At 61.7% G+C, this 14804-nt stretch carries 15 protein-coding genes and 1 pseudogene; 9 read left to right on the top strand and 7 right to left on the bottom strand.

Features of this window, described 5'->3' with window-relative positions; translation table 11 throughout:
• Window positions 1-67: 67 nt before the first annotated feature.
• From AC07X9_RS14125 to AC07X9_RS14115, 3 genes are all read right to left on the bottom strand, one after another.
• Window positions 68-388: a DUF736 domain-containing protein gene (locus AC07X9_RS14125; protein WP_086485850.1), complete on the bottom strand. Its 321-nt coding sequence runs from the start codon at window positions 386-388 to the stop codon at window positions 68-70.
• A gap of 431 nt (window positions 389-819) precedes the next feature.
• Complete coding sequence (locus AC07X9_RS14120) at window positions 820-1422, bottom strand: DNA-3-methyladenine glycosylase I (RefSeq protein WP_086485849.1); 603 nt, start codon at window positions 1420-1422, stop codon at window positions 820-822.
• Window positions 1419-1604 carry a hypothetical protein gene (locus AC07X9_RS14115; protein WP_140159596.1) on the bottom strand — a complete coding sequence of 62 codons (186 nt, stop codon included), beginning with the start codon at window positions 1602-1604 and terminating at the stop codon, window positions 1419-1421. Before AC07X9_RS14115 ends, AC07X9_RS14120 begins: the two co-directional genes overlap by 4 nt.
• Window positions 1605-2259: 655 nt before the next feature.
• Here AC07X9_RS14115 and AC07X9_RS14110 point away from each other — a divergent pair.
• The 4 genes from AC07X9_RS14110 to AC07X9_RS14095 are packed head-to-tail and all read left to right on the top strand — an operon-like array spanning window position 2260 to window position 5414.
• Window positions 2260-2838 (top strand): hypothetical protein, encoded by a 579-nt coding sequence (locus AC07X9_RS14110; protein ID WP_086485975.1) that lies wholly within the window; start codon window positions 2260-2262, stop codon window positions 2836-2838.
• A gap of 23 nt (window positions 2839-2861) precedes the next feature.
• The gene (locus AC07X9_RS14105; protein WP_254908077.1) at window positions 2862-3554 is read left to right on the top strand and encodes a hypothetical protein; all 693 of its coding nucleotides are present in this window, start codon (window positions 2862-2864) and stop codon (window positions 3552-3554) included.
• Window positions 3554-4861 (top strand): hypothetical protein, encoded by a 1308-nt coding sequence (locus AC07X9_RS14100; RefSeq protein WP_086485846.1) that lies wholly within the window; start codon window positions 3554-3556, stop codon window positions 4859-4861. The genes AC07X9_RS14105 and AC07X9_RS14100 overlap by 1 nt, the downstream gene beginning before the upstream one ends.
• Window positions 4862-4874: 13 nt before the next feature.
• Entirely contained in the window at window positions 4875-5414 is a 540-nt protein-coding gene (locus AC07X9_RS14095) for a hypothetical protein (protein ID WP_086485845.1), read from the top strand.
• 50 nt (window positions 5415-5464) lie between these two features.
• Here the strand turns inward: AC07X9_RS14095 and AC07X9_RS14090 are convergent, their stop codons facing one another.
• On the bottom strand, window positions 5465-5695 hold the full coding sequence (locus AC07X9_RS14090) for a hypothetical protein (RefSeq protein WP_176342092.1): 231 nt from the start codon (window positions 5693-5695) through the stop codon (window positions 5465-5467).
• On the opposite strand from AC07X9_RS14090, the pseudogene AC07X9_RS14085 reads away from it, so the two are divergent.
• A pseudogene (locus tag AC07X9_RS14085) lies at window positions 5672-6352 on the top strand (ATP-binding protein); the annotation flags it as partial. The gene AC07X9_RS14090 and the pseudogene AC07X9_RS14085 sit on opposite strands and share 24 nt — an antisense overlap.
• 1733 nt (window positions 6353-8085) lie before the next feature.
• On the opposite strand, the gene AC07X9_RS14080 reads toward AC07X9_RS14085, so the two are convergent.
• Complete coding sequence (locus AC07X9_RS14080) at window positions 8086-8907, bottom strand: IS5 family transposase (RefSeq protein WP_053556532.1); 822 nt, start codon at window positions 8905-8907, stop codon at window positions 8086-8088.
• 74 nt (window positions 8908-8981) lie between these two features.
• Between AC07X9_RS14080 and AC07X9_RS14075 the strand changes: the two genes are divergently transcribed.
• From AC07X9_RS14075 to AC07X9_RS14060, 4 genes are read left to right on the top strand one after another with little or no spacing between them, the layout of a single operon-like run.
• Entirely contained in the window at window positions 8982-9356 is a 375-nt protein-coding gene (locus tag AC07X9_RS14075; RefSeq protein WP_086485843.1) for an ATP-binding protein, read from the top strand.
• The gene (locus AC07X9_RS14070; RefSeq protein ID WP_086485842.1) at window positions 9349-10041 is read left to right on the top strand and encodes a hypothetical protein; all 693 of its coding nucleotides are present in this window, start codon (window positions 9349-9351) and stop codon (window positions 10039-10041) included. The genes AC07X9_RS14075 and AC07X9_RS14070 overlap by 8 nt, the downstream gene beginning before the upstream one ends.
• The gene (locus AC07X9_RS14065) at window positions 10034-10639 is read left to right on the top strand and encodes an HNH endonuclease (protein ID WP_086485841.1); all 606 of its coding nucleotides are present in this window, start codon (window positions 10034-10036) and stop codon (window positions 10637-10639) included. Before AC07X9_RS14070 ends, AC07X9_RS14065 begins: the two co-directional genes overlap by 8 nt.
• A complete protein-coding gene (locus AC07X9_RS14060; protein ID WP_086485840.1) occupies window positions 10617-12245 on the top strand; it encodes an Eco57I restriction-modification methylase domain-containing protein in 1629 nt (542 codons plus the stop codon). Before AC07X9_RS14065 ends, AC07X9_RS14060 begins: the two co-directional genes overlap by 23 nt.
• 256 nt (window positions 12246-12501) lie before the next feature.
• On the opposite strand, the gene AC07X9_RS14055 is transcribed toward AC07X9_RS14060, so the two are convergent.
• Together AC07X9_RS14055 and AC07X9_RS14050 are read right to left on the bottom strand one after the other, a co-directional pair.
• Entirely contained in the window at window positions 12502-13434 is a 933-nt protein-coding gene (locus AC07X9_RS14055) for a DUF2493 domain-containing protein (RefSeq protein WP_086485839.1), read from the bottom strand.
• Between the two features lie 314 nt (window positions 13435-13748).
• On the bottom strand, window positions 13749-14795 hold the full coding sequence (locus AC07X9_RS14050) for a DUF7146 domain-containing protein (RefSeq protein ID WP_086485838.1): 1047 nt from the start codon (window positions 14793-14795) through the stop codon (window positions 13749-13751).
• Window positions 14796-14804 lie beyond the last annotated feature (9 nt).

The raw sequence follows: 14804 nt of genomic DNA, 5'->3' as shown, positions 1-14804 counted from the left end.
TGTCCCGGTATTTCCTGATCGTGGGAAAAGGGGATCGGCCCCGCCCGAGGGCGGGGCCGTAGCGGGATCAGGCCGGCGGGTTCCAGATGATGACCTTCTTCGTCGGGTCGTCACCGGGCGCGTTGGCAATATTGCCGTAAATGGTGCCGAACTCAGGCGCGGACAGCGAGACCGAGACATATTCGGCGCCGGTATTCTGCGAGAAGCGGTTCCAGCCTGCGCCCAGCTCGAAGCCATTCTTGCGGCTGATGATGCGATAATCGGGTTCGGATTCCTTGGCCTTGCGGGCGTTGGGGATGATGGAGATCGGCGCCGAAACGCTGAGGGTGGCGAGCGTGCCTTCGAGGCTGCCGTCGTTCTTCACGGTGAGGTTAGCGATAGTGGCCATGACAAAACTCCTTCGGTTGCTCGGGGACCATCCCCGATGGCGCCCAAAGGAGAGCCCGGTTGCCGACGTCACCGCAGCGCAAGCGAAGGGGAACCCCCTCGCGGGGTTGACGGCATAAGGCACCCGAGGATCGCATGCAGGCGACAAGGAGGGGTTGGTCTCCAGCGCCGAAAGAACTATCGCTTGGCCACAGCTTGCCGGCGAAGGCGGGTACTGACGGTTCGCTACCACCGACCTTTCGCACCGGTGCCCATGGCGCCCTGCTCGAGGCCCATCCGTGCGCGCCGCACCATAGGGGCGCTGCGGATCCAGCGGGATGCTACGATGTCTCGCATTTGCAACCCGAAGCCGAATGTTGGCCGTTCTGCGCCGTGCAATGCAGCCATATGGCTTCTTGCCGCCGCGTGGGCGATGACGCGATGCCGATGCGATCAGCCCGGCCGCACGAACCCGGCCCGCACTTGCTCCACTTTCGCGCGGGTGATGCAGCCCTCCGCATGATCATTGATGAGACCCATAGCCTGCATGAAGGCATGGACCGTGGTCGGGCCGACAAAGGCCCATCCACGCTTCTTCAAATCCTTTGACATGCTAACGGACGCCGGTGAGGTCGAAGCGACATAGGGAGCGTCCTCGCCTCGTGGTTCGAAGCTCCAAACATAAGCGGCAAGCGAGCCTGTTTCGCGCACCAGTTCCTGGGCGCGGCGGGCATTGTTGATGGTCGCTTCGATCTTGCCGCGATGGCGCACGATGCCGGCATCCTGGAGCAGTCGTTCGACATCGGCTTCGGTGAAAGTTGCAACCTCGTAGAAATCGAAACCGGCAAAGGCGGTGCGGAAATTCTCGCGCTTGGTGAGGATGGTGCGCCACGACAGGCCGGACTGGAAGCCTTCGAGGCTCAGCTTCTCGAACAGACGGCGATCGTCATCGACCGGAAAGCCCCATTCATGGTCGTGATAGGCGATATAGCCGGGTGACGCTGCGCACCAAAGACAGCGGGGTTTGCCGTCAGTCGGCGTAAACAATGCGCTCATGTCGCGTGCCGCAGCGGCGCATCCAGACGGGCCTGCAACTTTTTGCGCATCCGCCTCGTGTTGGCGATGATTTGTTGCACGCGCGATGGCGACAATTCGAACTGACGGGCCAGCGCGGCATAGCTCGCGCCTTCGCTATGAAGCTTTTCAATCTCGGCGTTACGCGCGCCTTTCCACGCCATGGACATCATCCTTGCATCGAATTTCGAAGCCATTCGATAGCTTGCGGCGAGGCGTGAGCGCAAGGGTTTGTTTTCTATTTGTTCTATGCTAATTGCTTGGCGGCCATCGGGCGTCAGGGCCGCGAGCCAACATTACATAGCAAGATCGATGACTGTTACACCGTTCGTAGACTTCGGTTCCCGCCCCGATAACGGACGTAGCGGGCGCACTCAGAGCTCCTTGAAAGCGGTCGTACATTAATCTGCTCGAGGCCATCGAATTGGCAGCGGCTGTTACACCTGGCGCCGTGAGCTGCGCTACTCGCTGGGCGCCCAGCATGGCGCGATGGAAGCGGAGCCGATGTTTGTGCCCGTTGTCGCCGACCGCGGCGAGCGAAGCGATATTGCGATAGAAGTTGAGATCGAAGGCGCCGTCGTCCGGATTGCGCGAACGGCCATGACCGACCTGGCAGCAGCGGTAGTGCAAGCCCTGTGGCCGGATTTGGCCGGATATTCAGGCCGCCGCGTTCCGGGCCTCGCGCGAAAGCCTGAGGAATGCTGGGAAATCGGGAAAACCCGGGGGCGGCGAGCAAGTCCAGCTTGCATCAAGGCGAGCCAGTGCCGAGAAGAAGGAAGAACCTGTCGGTCATCCGGCGGGTCGGGGCGGGATTCGTCAATGTCGCTGGAGAAGTTTCAACTGCCGCCGCGGGGCGAACCGCTGGTGCTGGCCTGGCCACAGGACGGCAGAGCCGACGGCTTCTTGCACTTCGACGATCCCGCCGTGTGGCGGTCCTTTGTCGAGACCCTGTCTATTCACCCGGCGATCCCGCAGATCGTGACCGCCAAGTTTGGGCGGGCGCAGAAGCTGTACCTGCTTGGCTGGCTCGACTTCAGCCTAATCAAGGCCGGCGAGCTGGCCGCCTTGATCGCGCTCGAGCTGGCACTGATGGATCGCTATGGCGGCGCGATCCCGAAGTCGAAGCGCAGCTTTGCCTCCCTGCTGCAGTATATGGTCACGGCTGACGGCCTGACCGACGCCGAAATCCCGATGGTCGTGCGATGCAATGGCGCCGCGGTCGGCCAGCTCACCGGAGAGACCCGGCCGACGCTGGCGGAGCGTCGGAACCTCCTCGCGCACGGCGACCCGTTTGACGGATTGCCGGCCGGAGGCTTGCTTGAACTCGTTCGCGATCTGATCAACTATGCCTATCGCAGGTACATCGCCGAGGCTCGGGCTCAGGGGATCGCGTCATGACCCCGTTTCGGTGGCGTAACTGCATGGCCGACGTCCACGCCTATCGCCACGACTACACCGTCCAGGCCTACGTCGATGACGTGGTCGCCCCGGCCGTCGCGACGCTCAAAGCCAAGATCGAGGAGCTTAGTCGGAGCGACTGGGCGCCGGCGCCGTTCGCTCAGGCTGACCTGAAGAACATGCTTCGCGAGACGATGCTGGCGTTCGGCCTTTCGATCCAATCGATTTGGGAGCGCCAGATTCGCACCTATCTGATCGGCTGCGCGAGCGAGTTGCGTCCCGGCGAGCCCGTCGCCGCCAAGCTCGAAAAGGCCGACTGGCCGGAGCTGTGCAAATGGTTTCGAAAGCTCCGCGGGATCAACCTGGAGGCCTTTCCGAGCTTTCCGATGCTCGACACGCTACAGCTTCTCGGGAACGCCTGCCGGCATGGCGACGGCAAGTCCTCGATCGAACTGGCGCTTCGCCATCCCGAGCTTTGGCCGGTGATCCCGCCCTTGCCCAAGGGCTTCGGCTTCTCCCCGCCGCTGCCGTCGTCGGTCAGCCGCATGGAAGTCTCAGTGGATTGGCTGCGGGACTTCGCCAAGGCGATCGCCGCGTTCTGGCGCGATGCCGAATATATCTACAACGAGAGCATCGAGCGCAAAGACCCGCATCTTGAGGCCAGGCTGGTCCGCGATCGGGTCGAGCGGACCTGGCTCCCGCAGGCGACCGACTGATGCCGGCGAGCCAGGCCCTGATCGAGGCGGTCGAGGCCCTGTGGCGCATTCCGCGTCCCGGCCCCGACAACCTCCTATCGGCGCCGCTGTTCACGGACTTGGCCGAGATTTGCAACGCCGAATATGGCGGGGGCAAGCCGACCTTCGCGCTGTCGAGCGCGCTTCGTTCGCTTGGTCTGCCGTGCGATCTGCCGAAGGCGCAGGCGCATCTGTCATTGCTCCCCGGTCAAGCGGCGGAGGCGCTCGCCGACGCCTATCAGCGCAAGACGGCGCGGCGGCTGCATCTCTGTCCTCTCGACACGGCCGACGAGCTGCCGGCGCTCGCTTTCGGCAGCGCGCAGGTGCGTCTGTATTCGAGCGACGAGCTGGCCGGCCTGTTTGACGCGACGCGCCTCGCGCGCAACTTCCCGACCCGGCCGCTGGAGGCGGATCGGCTCGCACAGTTCCAATGGCTCGTGGTCGAAGAGCTGGTCCAGCTCGATCACCCTCCAGAGCGGCGCGCCTTCCCCTGGCTCTATGAGACGATCGGCCGGGACTATGGCGAGATCGATCCGCACCTGGGGAAGTTTCCGCCCGCCGTGGAAGGGGCGCTGGCCTTCCTGCTGCTGGCCCCGTGGGAGCAGTGGTCGACCATGCAGGAGGTCAGCTGGCGGGGATTCCGCGTGCCCTGGATCCACACAGTCAGCGATGATCTCTTCATCCGGCCAAGCCCGCCGCCGAGCCCCGAGACCTTGTCGCTCGAACCGCATATCGTGACCGATAGTTGGGGCGAGGATGTCGAGCTGGAGCGGCCGACAGCGATCCCGCTCGAAGACGAGTCGACGCCCGAGCTCATGAAGTTCGACGGGGCCGCCTGGCATCTATTCGAGCACGGCCGGGCATCAACACTGTTCGAGACGCCGATCGTCCACTTCCTAGTCCGCGCCTTTCTCGCGGACGGCATGGATGAAGTGATGGCGCATATGACCGCGATCGAGGCAGCGCTGGGACTCGAGGCGGATCATCGCAACAAGCGCAAGACGGACTCTCACAAGAACCTCGGCGCGACCAAGCGCGTGATGGCGCGGATCGCCGCGCTGCTCGGCGACGTGCAGGCCGCAGCGGACTATAAAGACCTGTTCGAGATGCGCAGCGCCTATGTCCACGGCCGCCAGGGTCTGGCCAAGGTCGGGACGGCCGACCGCGTCCGCGCGCGCAGCCTCGCGCGGCGGATTGTGCGCGCGCTGATCGACGTCGCGGCGCAGCCGGCGCAGCCGCGCGACGTCGTCATGGCGCAGCTGCTCGACCGGGGAGCCCCGATGCTATGATGGAGGCCGTGTCATGGCAGTGACAGTCAAGGCAGTCCGCAAGGCTTTCGGGCTCTTGTACGAGTCGATCCTGGACCGAAACTTCCGCAAGACGCTCGACCTCAACAAGTGGAGCGAAAGCGAACTGTTGCCGCTCGTTCGGACCTTCCTGCTGGGCTATTTCGGGCACTGTTATCCGGAGGAATGGGTTCGCCTACCGAGCGCGCCCAGCGAATGGGGACGGATCGACTTCCAGATCGGCGATGTCGCCGTTGAGTTCGCGGTGCGCAGGCCGGGCGACCGCAAAGGCCCGCTGTCGGCCAAGGTCAATCAGACCGAGATGATCAAACTCCTCATGTATGACGGACCGGCCCTGCTGGTGCTGTTCGACTTCTCGCAACACCCGTTCGAGGAGACCGACATCGAGCGCTTCCGTGACTATCCCTCGCTCGGCCGTGGCAACTTCAAGCGATCGGCGTTCAACGTCGCCTATTTCCACATCAAGTCAGCGCGCCCGCTCACCTGCGGGTGCATCTCAAAGAACATCCGCATCGCGAAACGGTCGAAGCGATAGGCGCCCGATCCGGATCGGCAGGTATTTTTAGGCGGCCAGATAATCGTTCGTCAGGGCCCTACAGGTTGGCGGCGAATCGCTACGACAGGTTTCGCCGACATTTCTGCCGCTCCCAGCGACGTGTCGAACGGCAAATCTTGCCGGGAGCCGACATTGGCGTCTGCCCGACCGATACCACAGAACGGCAGAGATTGGCCGGGATCTGGTCGTTCGGATGCTGGCATCATGTTGGCCGTGCTGATTTCCTGCGTACAACGATGGACCTTTTTTGCTACGGTCATGACGTAGGGCCTTCCCTATGGATTGATCGACAGCAGTCTGTTCTGGCAGGACAGTGGTATTACGACGGCTTTGGACAGGGGGCACAAACGGTCATGGCGAAAGTCCCATTCAGCGTTTCGGCACGCGCCGCGCGGCTGATTGGGCGCGAAAACGTCGGAACGCCCCAAGGCGCTGTCACCGAGCTGGTGAAGAACGCCTATGATGCCGATTCCGCGGTTTGCGCTGTTTTGTTCCTGCCGAGATGGTCAGAGTTGCCCGCCAGAATCACGCAGCGGGAATATGATACGCTGCTGCGCCTCGCCCCGACCATCGATAAATTCTTCGTCGCCGATGGCGATATGTGGGTCCGTGCGCCCTGCGACTTTGTCGAGGACCAAGAAACACTCGCAGGGGCGTTCGCGCAATTCCTCGACCTTTGGATCGTCGACAACGGTCATGGCATGTCGGCTGAGACCATCAGGGACCGCTGGATGGTCATCGGTACCGATACCAAGGAAATCAACGATCGATCGGTTGGAGGGCGCATCGTCACCGGTGCGAAAGGCATCGGCCGTTTCGCGCTCGATCGCCTCGGCCAGGAATGTGAACTATTTTCGGCACTGCCCGGCAGCCACGAGACCACGCACTGGCTCGTCGATTGGACCGAGTTCGAAGGAGCGGGAAAGATCATCAGCGATGTCGAGGCGGTACTTGAAACCGAGACGCGCTATTTATCCGACGTCTATGCGGAATTCGCCCTCGATTCGGTGCTTCCGCAGGTTGGGCCTGCCCGCGAAGGTGAAGGCAAGCCTCTTGACTTCACAAACGGAACGGCAGTTCGGATCGGCCTCCTGCATGACGTCTGGGACGCTCGCGACAGCCTTCGCCTGAAGGAGACGCTGGAAGCGCTTCTTCCGCCGCATGACCGCGGTGATTTCGATATCTTTGTCTACGATCATCGCGCGGCCAACGAGAGCGGCTTCATCGACAATTTCCCGCCCGATCATTTCGACTATCGTATGGTGGCCGAGGTCTCCGACACCGGCGAAGTCACGATCATCTTGGACCGACGCGAAATCGACGTGCCGCGTATCCGGCCGCGGGTCTTCGAGCTCGACACCATGAAGAAGGCGCCGTTCAGAAAGCAGGACTTCAATGCCGGCTCAGTGACCTACACCACCGATTTGGCGCGGCTAACGGGCGCAAAAGGCGAAACCCTGGCCGATTTCAAAGCCATCGGCCCGTTCTTGTTCACACTCTACTTCTTCAAGCTTACTAACCCCACTAGCGATAATCTGCTTCGCTATCCCCAGAAGAATTTCGACGTGGGCAAGCGCAGGCGCTGGCTCAAGTCCTCGGGCGGTATCCGGCTGTACCGCGACAATTTTCGAGTGCGGCCGTACGGCGAGCCCGGTTCGACAACCTACGACTGGCTGCTGCTCGGCGACCGGGTCGCCCGCAATCCGGCACCGGCATCGCGGATAGGCTGGCGCGTACCGCCAACCCAGGTCGCGGGGACGCTGCATATCAGCAAGGTGGGCAATCCGCACCTGACAGACCAGTCAAGCCGCGAAGGGGTCATGAATGAGCGAGCGCTCGACGCCTTCCGCACAATCGTGATCGCGCTGATCAAGGAGTTTGAGAACGACCGCGCCTATGTCCTCGGGCAGTTCAGTGCTGCTTTCGACCTTGACCATAAAGAAGAGAAGGAAGCGGAAGAGGGCCGCCGTATCGCCGAGGAGCTACTCGGCAAAGCGGACGGATCGGAGCCTGCGGACGACGATGAACAATCGCCCACCGAAGGGTCCCAGTCGGACCTGTTCGGCCAGCAAACGCCTCCTGCCGAAGAAGCACAGCGCGATAATGAACTCGCTCTGCGACAAGTCTCGCAGGCCTATAGTTCCGAGGTTCGCAAGAATGAAAGCCTTCGGGACGACATCCAGGTAATGCGGGGCATGGCGACGCTTGGGACCGTGCTTGTCTCCTTCACGCATGAACTGAAGCAGATCAAAGCCAATATCGACAGCCGCTCGCAACGGCTGTCCGATGCCATCGAAAATGTCGCCGATAAGAGTCGGCTGGCCGCCCTGACACCCGCGCACAACCCTTTCCGGATGCTGGAACGACTGCGACGGCAGGACGAAAAGGTCAGCCGATGGGTCAACTTCGCTCTGTCGGCGGTGTCACCGGCTAAGCGGCGGCGGCGGGTGGTGAATCTCGCCGAATATCTTGCGGGGGTCGAGAGCTACTGGGCAGAATTCCTGCAATCCAAGAGCATTTCGTTGGAAGCCAACCCAAGCGCCAGCGCAGGCGTCACAGTGCTTGCACACGAAATTGATCTGGATAGTATCTTTTACAACTTGATCAACAATTCGGTTGAGAGTCTGACTCGAAACTATCGGCTGTATTTTCATAGACGTACGATGCGTCGAGTGAGGAGCTGGACGGAAGCGGTGAACAGCCAGCAGCGGGCCGATGCGAGGGTCTGTTCGAAGTCCTTTGCAAGGCGACGGTTGCGGCCGAGCCAGGCGAATGTCCGCTCGACCACCCAGCGTCGCGGCAGGATTTCGAAGCCCTTTGCCCTGTCGGACCGTTTGATGATCTCGATGGTCCACTGCCCGAGCCGGGCGAGGCTACCCCTGAGCTTCTTCCCGGCATAGCCGCCATCGGCGAAGACGTGCCGCAGCCATGGGAACGAGCGGACGATCTCGGCCAGCAGCAGCGGAGCACCGTCACGGTCCTGGATATCGGCGGTGTGGACCACGGCATGAACCAGATTACCTTCGGTATCGGTCACGATATGACGCTTGCGCCCCTTGATCTTTTTACCTGCATCATAGCCCTGCGGACCTCCGCTTTCGGTCGTCTTGACGCTTTGGCTGTCGATTACACCGGCACTGGGCGAAGCCTCACGGCCCTGGGCGGTGCGTAGGTCTTGCAGCAGATAATGGTTGATCCGTTCCCACAGGCCCGCATCGCGCCATAAGTAGAACCAGCGCTGCACGGTCGAGGCCGGCGGAAAACAGGGGGGCAGCATCCGCCAGGGCAACCCGCCGCGAAGCAGGTAAAGGATCGCCTCGACAATGCGCCGGACTGGCCATTTGCGAGGCCGCCCAGTCTGCGATGGCGGCGGGAAAAAGGGCTCCAGAACGGCCCACTCACCATCGGTCAAATCGCTTGGCAGGGCGAGGCCTTTGCGCGAATGATGCGCGCGGGTGGTATCGGTCCACATCGCTGATCTCCGGAAGTTCTTCGCAAAACCTCCTGAATCAACGGCAAGGCACGGCGTCAAGCTAACCTGCTGATATCACCCACCTTAGTTTCGGGTCAGACACTGAGGCCTTCGTAAAGCCGTCGGCCCCAATCGAGCGCAAGATAAAGATCGACATCAGTGCGGAGGATGATGGGTGGATCGACATTCGCTACGTCGACAACGGTCCAGGCATTCCGAATGAGTTCAATATCGCCGAGGATATCTTTCAGTTCGGCGCTTCCTCGAAAAGGGAAGCGGTCAGTGGCGATGCTGCCGGAACCGGCCTAGGCATGTGGCTGCTTAAGACCGTCGTTGAGGAGTATCGCGGGTCCGTCGCATTGCAGAGCGTCATGGGCGAGCCCGGCTTCTCCATCGGTATCCGGTTGCCATTGTACCGCTCTGCGAACGCCGAGGCGACGAATGACTGAAGCGGCACAGGCCATCGAGCGCCCTGTCATCGCCTATGTCGATGAAGACGAAGACGCCCTCGAGGATTTTCTCATCGATGCAGATAACAGCAACCTCTTCCGTGAGGTGATCATCCTCAAGCCTGAAGCGCACCTCGCCGATATGGTCGAGGCGCTTCTGGCACTGCCGATCGACGCTCTCGTATCGGACTTCCGGCTCTCCGACGCGTCACCCGTTGAATATGATGGCGGGCAGTTGGTCACGGCCTATCTGGCGACGCGAGCGGATTTTCCCTGCTTCATTCGTACCTCGTGGGACAATGACGCGTTACACGGTACAGACGACGTTAACCGCGTCTATTCGAAGGAAGATGGTTCGCAGGATCTCAATCGGCCCTTGTTCGATCGTATCAGCCTCCAGATTGCCCATTACAAGTCGCAACTGCAGAGATGGTCGGCCGAACTCGAAGCGCTTTTGGCAATCGAACGCAGCACCCTCTCCGCCGCCCAGATCGAGCGGATCGTACAACTCGACACGCGCATAGAAGCCCAGTTCGGAGCAGACCATGCCGTGAGCCAAGAGGCGCGCCGGGCGATCTTCGACGGCGGCCTGCACAGCCGTAAGCAGGAGCTTCTGGCGGATACCGAAAGGCTCATCGCGGATATCAGGCGATCGCTCGGCGAGGAAGGCGCTGCCGATGGCTGACGGTCTGACGATACGCGCCAGCCTGCCGATGCGCGGAACAGTTGCTGCGCAGACGCGCTACGCACTCTACCGAGATGATCTCCGCCGCGATTTCGCCAACGCCTGCGGATATTGCGGCGACGACGACCTGAGGGTCGACCGGATTACGTTCCACATTGATCATTTCGCCCCGCGCAAGATTTTTCCGGCGCTCGAATGCGACTACGGAAACCTCGTATACGCTTGCCGCTTCTGCAACATGGCCAAGTCGGACCATTGGGTCGGCAGTGACGCCACTGTTCCTAACGACGGGAAACGCGGGTTCGTCGATCCATGTAGCGATCAATATGAAACGCATTTCCGGCGCGATCCCTCCGGTCGCATCGTGCCTGTGGGGGAACTCGGAGCCTATATCGCGAAACGTCTGCGCTTCGATTTGCTACGGCACGAACTGTTGTGGCAGGCGCGACGAGCACGTGCGTTGCGAGACGAGGTCAGAGCGCTGATTGCAACAATGAAGGCTCGCGCGGTAGGCGGTGATGCATATATCGAGCTGCTCGAACGCTATGTGAGCCTGACTGAAGCGATTGATGACTATGAATTACGCGCTGCCGCTTAGGGATCGAGCATCGATCCGGCTTACCGGCGCGATCTACACACCAACGGACGTCGCCTCGGCGGTGACATCCCACGTCCGGGACCTGGTTCGCGCCTTGCGGCCCGCGATCCTCGAACCCAGCATCGGGGACGGTGCCTTTGTGGATCCGCTTGCGCGGCATTTTCCGGGCGCTAGTCTGACCGGGGTCGATATCGACGCCGGAGTTATCTCAGCGCTGGACCTATCCGCAGGTCTCTGGCCCGGTGAGACTGCGTTTCATGCGAGTGATTTTCTGGCATTTGCCTGCGAAAGGATTGCATCGAACGGTGACCGGTTCGACCTCATTATTGGTAATCCACCGTTCATCCGGAAGCACAACTATTCCGATGAATTCAAAGAAAATTTGGAGAATCTGGCAGGCTTTGTCGAGTACCCGCTCCACCAGCTCAAGAATAGCTGGGCAGCTTTCCTGGCAGCGTCGACGCGCTTGCTCGCGGACGGCGGCGTCGCTGCTTTTGTTATACCCTATGAGATGATGACGGTTGCCTATGGGCAGCAGGCCCTCCTCTGGCTTTGCGCGGAATTTCCCAGGGTCGACCTTTTCATTTCTGACCAGAAGGCGTTCCCTACGCTCGATCAGGATGCGATAATCTTTGTCGGCCAGAAGCAACCCGCAGTACCGGCGGGTCTGTTCATTCAACGTGTTGTCGAGATGACAGACTTAGGAGCGGCTCAGGAGCACGCACTTGAGATCGCCGGGGAAGAATCGCTTGCGCTAGAACTCAACAAGTTTCTGATCCCTCCGGCGACGCTGCCTTTGATCCAGCGCCTCCAACGCGAGAGCCCAAAAGTCTCCGATTATTGCACCAGCGCTCCCGGCATCGTCACCGCAGCGAACGACTTTTTCATACTTACCGAAGCGCGCGCGAAGGAACTCCAACTCCTGGAATTGACGCTGCCTATCCTGAAAAAGGGCAGCTTTGCGAGCCGGCTACCCATCTTCTCGGCGAGCGACTTTGCAGCGATCGTAGAGCGCGAACCTTGCCGCTTTCTTCGGTTGAAAGGCAAACGAAGCGAATTTCCGGCGGAGGTCGAGGCTTATCTCATCGCGGGCGAGGAACGCGGTTTTCATAAGCGCTACAAGTGCCGCAACCGCGAGAGATGGTACGAAGTGCCACTCGTCCCGCGCGCTGAAGGGTTCGTCTTTAAGCGTTCGCACGAATATCCGCGAATATGCTTGAACGCCGCGGATGTCTACATCACCGATACCGCCTATGGCCTGAAGGTGCGTGAAGGCTATTCAATGCGGGGGATTTGCTTCTCATTCTACAACTCCCTGACGCTGCTCTTCTCTGAGATAGAGGGGCGCTTCTACGGTGGGGGAGTGCTCGAATTGTCGCCGAACGAATTTCGTGCGCTACCCCTGATCTATCATGAACCGAGCGACACCGAGTTCGAGGCGTTTCTCGCCGCGCACTCCGGCGCAACCGGCATATCGTCGATACTCGATTTCGGCGACCGATGGCTTGGCGAGAAATTAGCGCTGGACGAGGCGGAACTCCGGTCGTTGCGTGTTGCTTGGTCATCGGTGCGCTCGCACCGCCTTCGGCATGGCAAGCCGATTTAGTTGCGACGCGTTTGCGCCAGGTCGATAAGATTGAAAGGCTCTGTGCAGCGTTGGCGATCATCGATGCGCGTCGGACTCATACGGCTATGCTGATGGACCAATGGCAGCTCGGGATGCGCTATAAGGAGTTTATGACCGGTCCCAGGGTGCGAAGGTGATCTATCGGGTCAGCATCTAGAAGGTCCGTTATCCCAATGCAGATCCCACAAGCTGCCGTTCCAGACCGTCCGACATGCCGGCCGCCTTGGCATAGGGCTTAATCGCCCCCCTTCTTGCGGAAATCCCACACCCGGATGCCCATCTTGCGGGCCTTGTCGGCGAGATTGTCCTGGATGCCGGTGCCCGGAAAGACGATGACACCCTTGGGCATCTTCTCGAGCATGGCATCATTGCGCTTGAAGGGGGCGGCTTTCTTGTGCCGGTTCCAATCGGGCCGGTAGGGATCCTGCGGAACGCCGCGGTCACGCGCCCAGCATGCGGCGATTCGTTCGGCCCCAGTGGGCGTTGCGCCATGCATCAGGATCAGGTTTGGAAGCTGAGCATAGACCTTGTCCAGCACGGCGTAGATGCGCTGATGATCGTTGCAGTCGACTCCGCCGGTAAAGGCGATGCGAACGCCATCGGGATCGAACACCCGTTGCTTCTCCCAGGCGCGCTTGTCGAGCGCCTTGCGGCTGTCGAGCACGGCCGAGGTCAGCGCCTTGTGGTTCACCATTGCCCCTGAACGCGGCAGCCAGGGCTTGCGGATATGGATGCGGAACTGGTCGGCGGCGGCGTCGCGGAAGAATTCCATGGTGTCGCGGCGTTCGATCATAGTGATGCCTTCGGCGATCTTGCGCTCCAACTCGACCGACTTGACCTCGCTGCCATCCTGTTCGCGCTGAAGCCGCTTCTGCGCACGCTCATTGTCGTCGAGCTCGCGTTCGACCCGCTCGCCGGCGCGGTGAAAGACATTGACGATGCCCCAGGCGAGATCTTCAAGGTCGGGTTCGATCCTGGTGTCGATGAGGCAGGAGGCCAGCGCGTCGAACATCTCGGCGACGGCGCCGCCGGCGATGCGGTCGTCCGGCAAGGGCCGATGGTCGGGTTCGTCCTCGAAGGGACGGTAGCCGTAGAGCTGCATTTCCTGAAGCAGATAGGCGGTGGAGCCGGGCTGTGTTTCGCGATCGTCGTCCTGGTTGGTCGCCATCGAAAGTCTCCGTCATCTGACAGCCGCGCCTCTCGCGGCCTTCGTGGCGACGTCCGGCGGCGGGCGGAGCGGGACAGAACCGCGCCCCTTCGGGCGCGGCCGGAGCGAAGCGGAGGATGGCGGACGGGCAGCTATTTTGCTTCGCGATGCAAAGAACCGAAGGTTCGGCGGAAAATAGCCGTTCGGCCGCCATTGCCGCCCCGATCCATTTGCCGCAGTCGCCCTCTACCGAAGGCACGAGCGCGCGGCGTCTCGAAGTTGCCGGAGATGATGGCGATCACCCGGGACCGCGGACGTTCCCGGCAGCCCAGCCCTTACACCTGCGTCAGGAAGCGTTCCGCATCCTCCGTCCGGAGTTGATCCCGCAGCCTCGCAATGAGCCGCTCCCGCCCAAAGGCGGTAAGATCGTCGTTGAAATCCCCGAGCCTGGGTTCGAGCGGCATGACCTCGATCCCCGCCGGGATCCCCCGCTCGGCAAGTGTCTCCAACGCTCCCGACCCGGCGGGATCGTCATCGCGTGCGACATAGAGCCGGCGCAGCATGGCCGGGAAGAGGATGGCAGCGAGATGCGCGGCCGAGAGCCCCGCGATCGCGGGCATCATGGGCATGACCTGGCGCAGCGACAACATGGTCTCGATGCCTTCGCCCGCCATCATGACGGGGCCACCTGGCCCGAACCGGACGCCATGTCCGAGCAGGTGGCCCATGGCGCGGCGCGGATAGGCGACCGGCGCCTTGTCGGAGCCGTCTAGCGCCAGCCAGGTCCGGTGAACCCCGGTGACGCCGCCGTCGAGATCGGTGACTGCCGCGATTATTGCCGGCCATGCCGGACGCGTATCGGGCGCATTATCCTTTGACGCGCGATACCAGCAGTTGCCGTGAAACCGCAGCGCCTCGCAGCCGGTGAGATCAGTGATCTGCCGGGATGCGAGATAGGCCGCTGCAGTACTGTTCGCGACCGGCTTCGATGCCACCCAGAGCCGCCGCGCCGCTTCCGGCGTGCCGGTCGGCACCTTGCTGCGTCGGACGGGCCTGTCCTCAGACGGTGGCGGGATCGGCATGCTGAGGAAGTGCCGAGCTTCATCGAGCGTCTCGCGCATGCTCCGGCAATTCCGCGCGATGGCGATGATATCGAGCAGATCGCCATGGTCGCCGCTCTGCGCATCGGTCCATTTGCCGGCCTGGCCGCGCCCATCGGGGGACGCGGCCAAGCGCACATAGAGGCTTCGCCCCGGCGTGTTGTGAACGTCGCCGACCAGCCAGTAGCGGCCTTCCCGGTGCCCTTTGGACAGGTAGCGGCGACAGACGCCCTCCGCATTCTCGGCGAGACGTTCGGCAATGATCGTTGCAGGGCTTTGCATGGCGGGGCT

The sequence above is a fragment of the Sphingobium sp. GW456-12-10-14-TSB1 genome (assembly GCF_059424385.1).
This window is presented reverse-complemented; position numbering and strand designations above follow the sequence as displayed.

Excerpts from the sequence above, each read along its gene's own strand:
- AC07X9_RS14125 (WP_086485850.1), bottom strand. The coding sequence starts at position 388 with ATGGCCACTATCGCTAACCTCACCGTGAAGAACGACGGCAGCCTCGAA.
- AC07X9_RS14120 (WP_086485849.1), bottom strand. The coding sequence starts at position 1,422 with ATGAGCGCATTGTTTACGCCGACTGACGGCAAACCCCGCTGTCTTTGG.
- AC07X9_RS14115 (WP_140159596.1), bottom strand. The coding sequence starts at position 1,604 with ATGGCGTGGAAAGGCGCGCGTAACGCCGAGATTGAAAAGCTTCATAGC.
- AC07X9_RS14110 (WP_086485975.1), top strand. The coding sequence starts at position 2,260 with ATGTCGCTGGAGAAGTTTCAACTGCCGCCGCGGGGCGAACCGCTGGTG.
- AC07X9_RS14105 (WP_254908077.1), top strand. The coding sequence starts at position 2,862 with ATGGCCGACGTCCACGCCTATCGCCACGACTACACCGTCCAGGCCTAC.
- AC07X9_RS14100 (WP_086485846.1), top strand. The coding sequence starts at position 3,554 with ATGCCGGCGAGCCAGGCCCTGATCGAGGCGGTCGAGGCCCTGTGGCGC.
- AC07X9_RS14095 (WP_086485845.1), top strand. The coding sequence starts at position 4,875 with ATGGCAGTGACAGTCAAGGCAGTCCGCAAGGCTTTCGGGCTCTTGTAC.
- AC07X9_RS14090 (WP_176342092.1), bottom strand. The coding sequence starts at position 5,695 with ATGACCGTAGCAAAAAAGGTCCATCGTTGTACGCAGGAAATCAGCACG.
- AC07X9_RS14080 (WP_053556532.1), bottom strand. The coding sequence starts at position 8,907 with ATGTGGACCGATACCACCCGCGCGCATCATTCGCGCAAAGGCCTCGCC.
- AC07X9_RS14070 (WP_086485842.1), top strand. The coding sequence starts at position 9,349 with ATGACTGAAGCGGCACAGGCCATCGAGCGCCCTGTCATCGCCTATGTC.
- AC07X9_RS14065 (WP_086485841.1), top strand. The coding sequence starts at position 10,034 with ATGGCTGACGGTCTGACGATACGCGCCAGCCTGCCGATGCGCGGAACA.
- AC07X9_RS14060 (WP_086485840.1), top strand. The coding sequence starts at position 10,617 with ATGAATTACGCGCTGCCGCTTAGGGATCGAGCATCGATCCGGCTTACC.
- AC07X9_RS14055 (WP_086485839.1), bottom strand. The coding sequence starts at position 13,434 with ATGGCGACCAACCAGGACGACGATCGCGAAACACAGCCCGGCTCCACC.
- AC07X9_RS14050 (WP_086485838.1), bottom strand. The coding sequence starts at position 14,795 with ATGCAAAGCCCTGCAACGATCATTGCCGAACGTCTCGCCGAGAATGCG.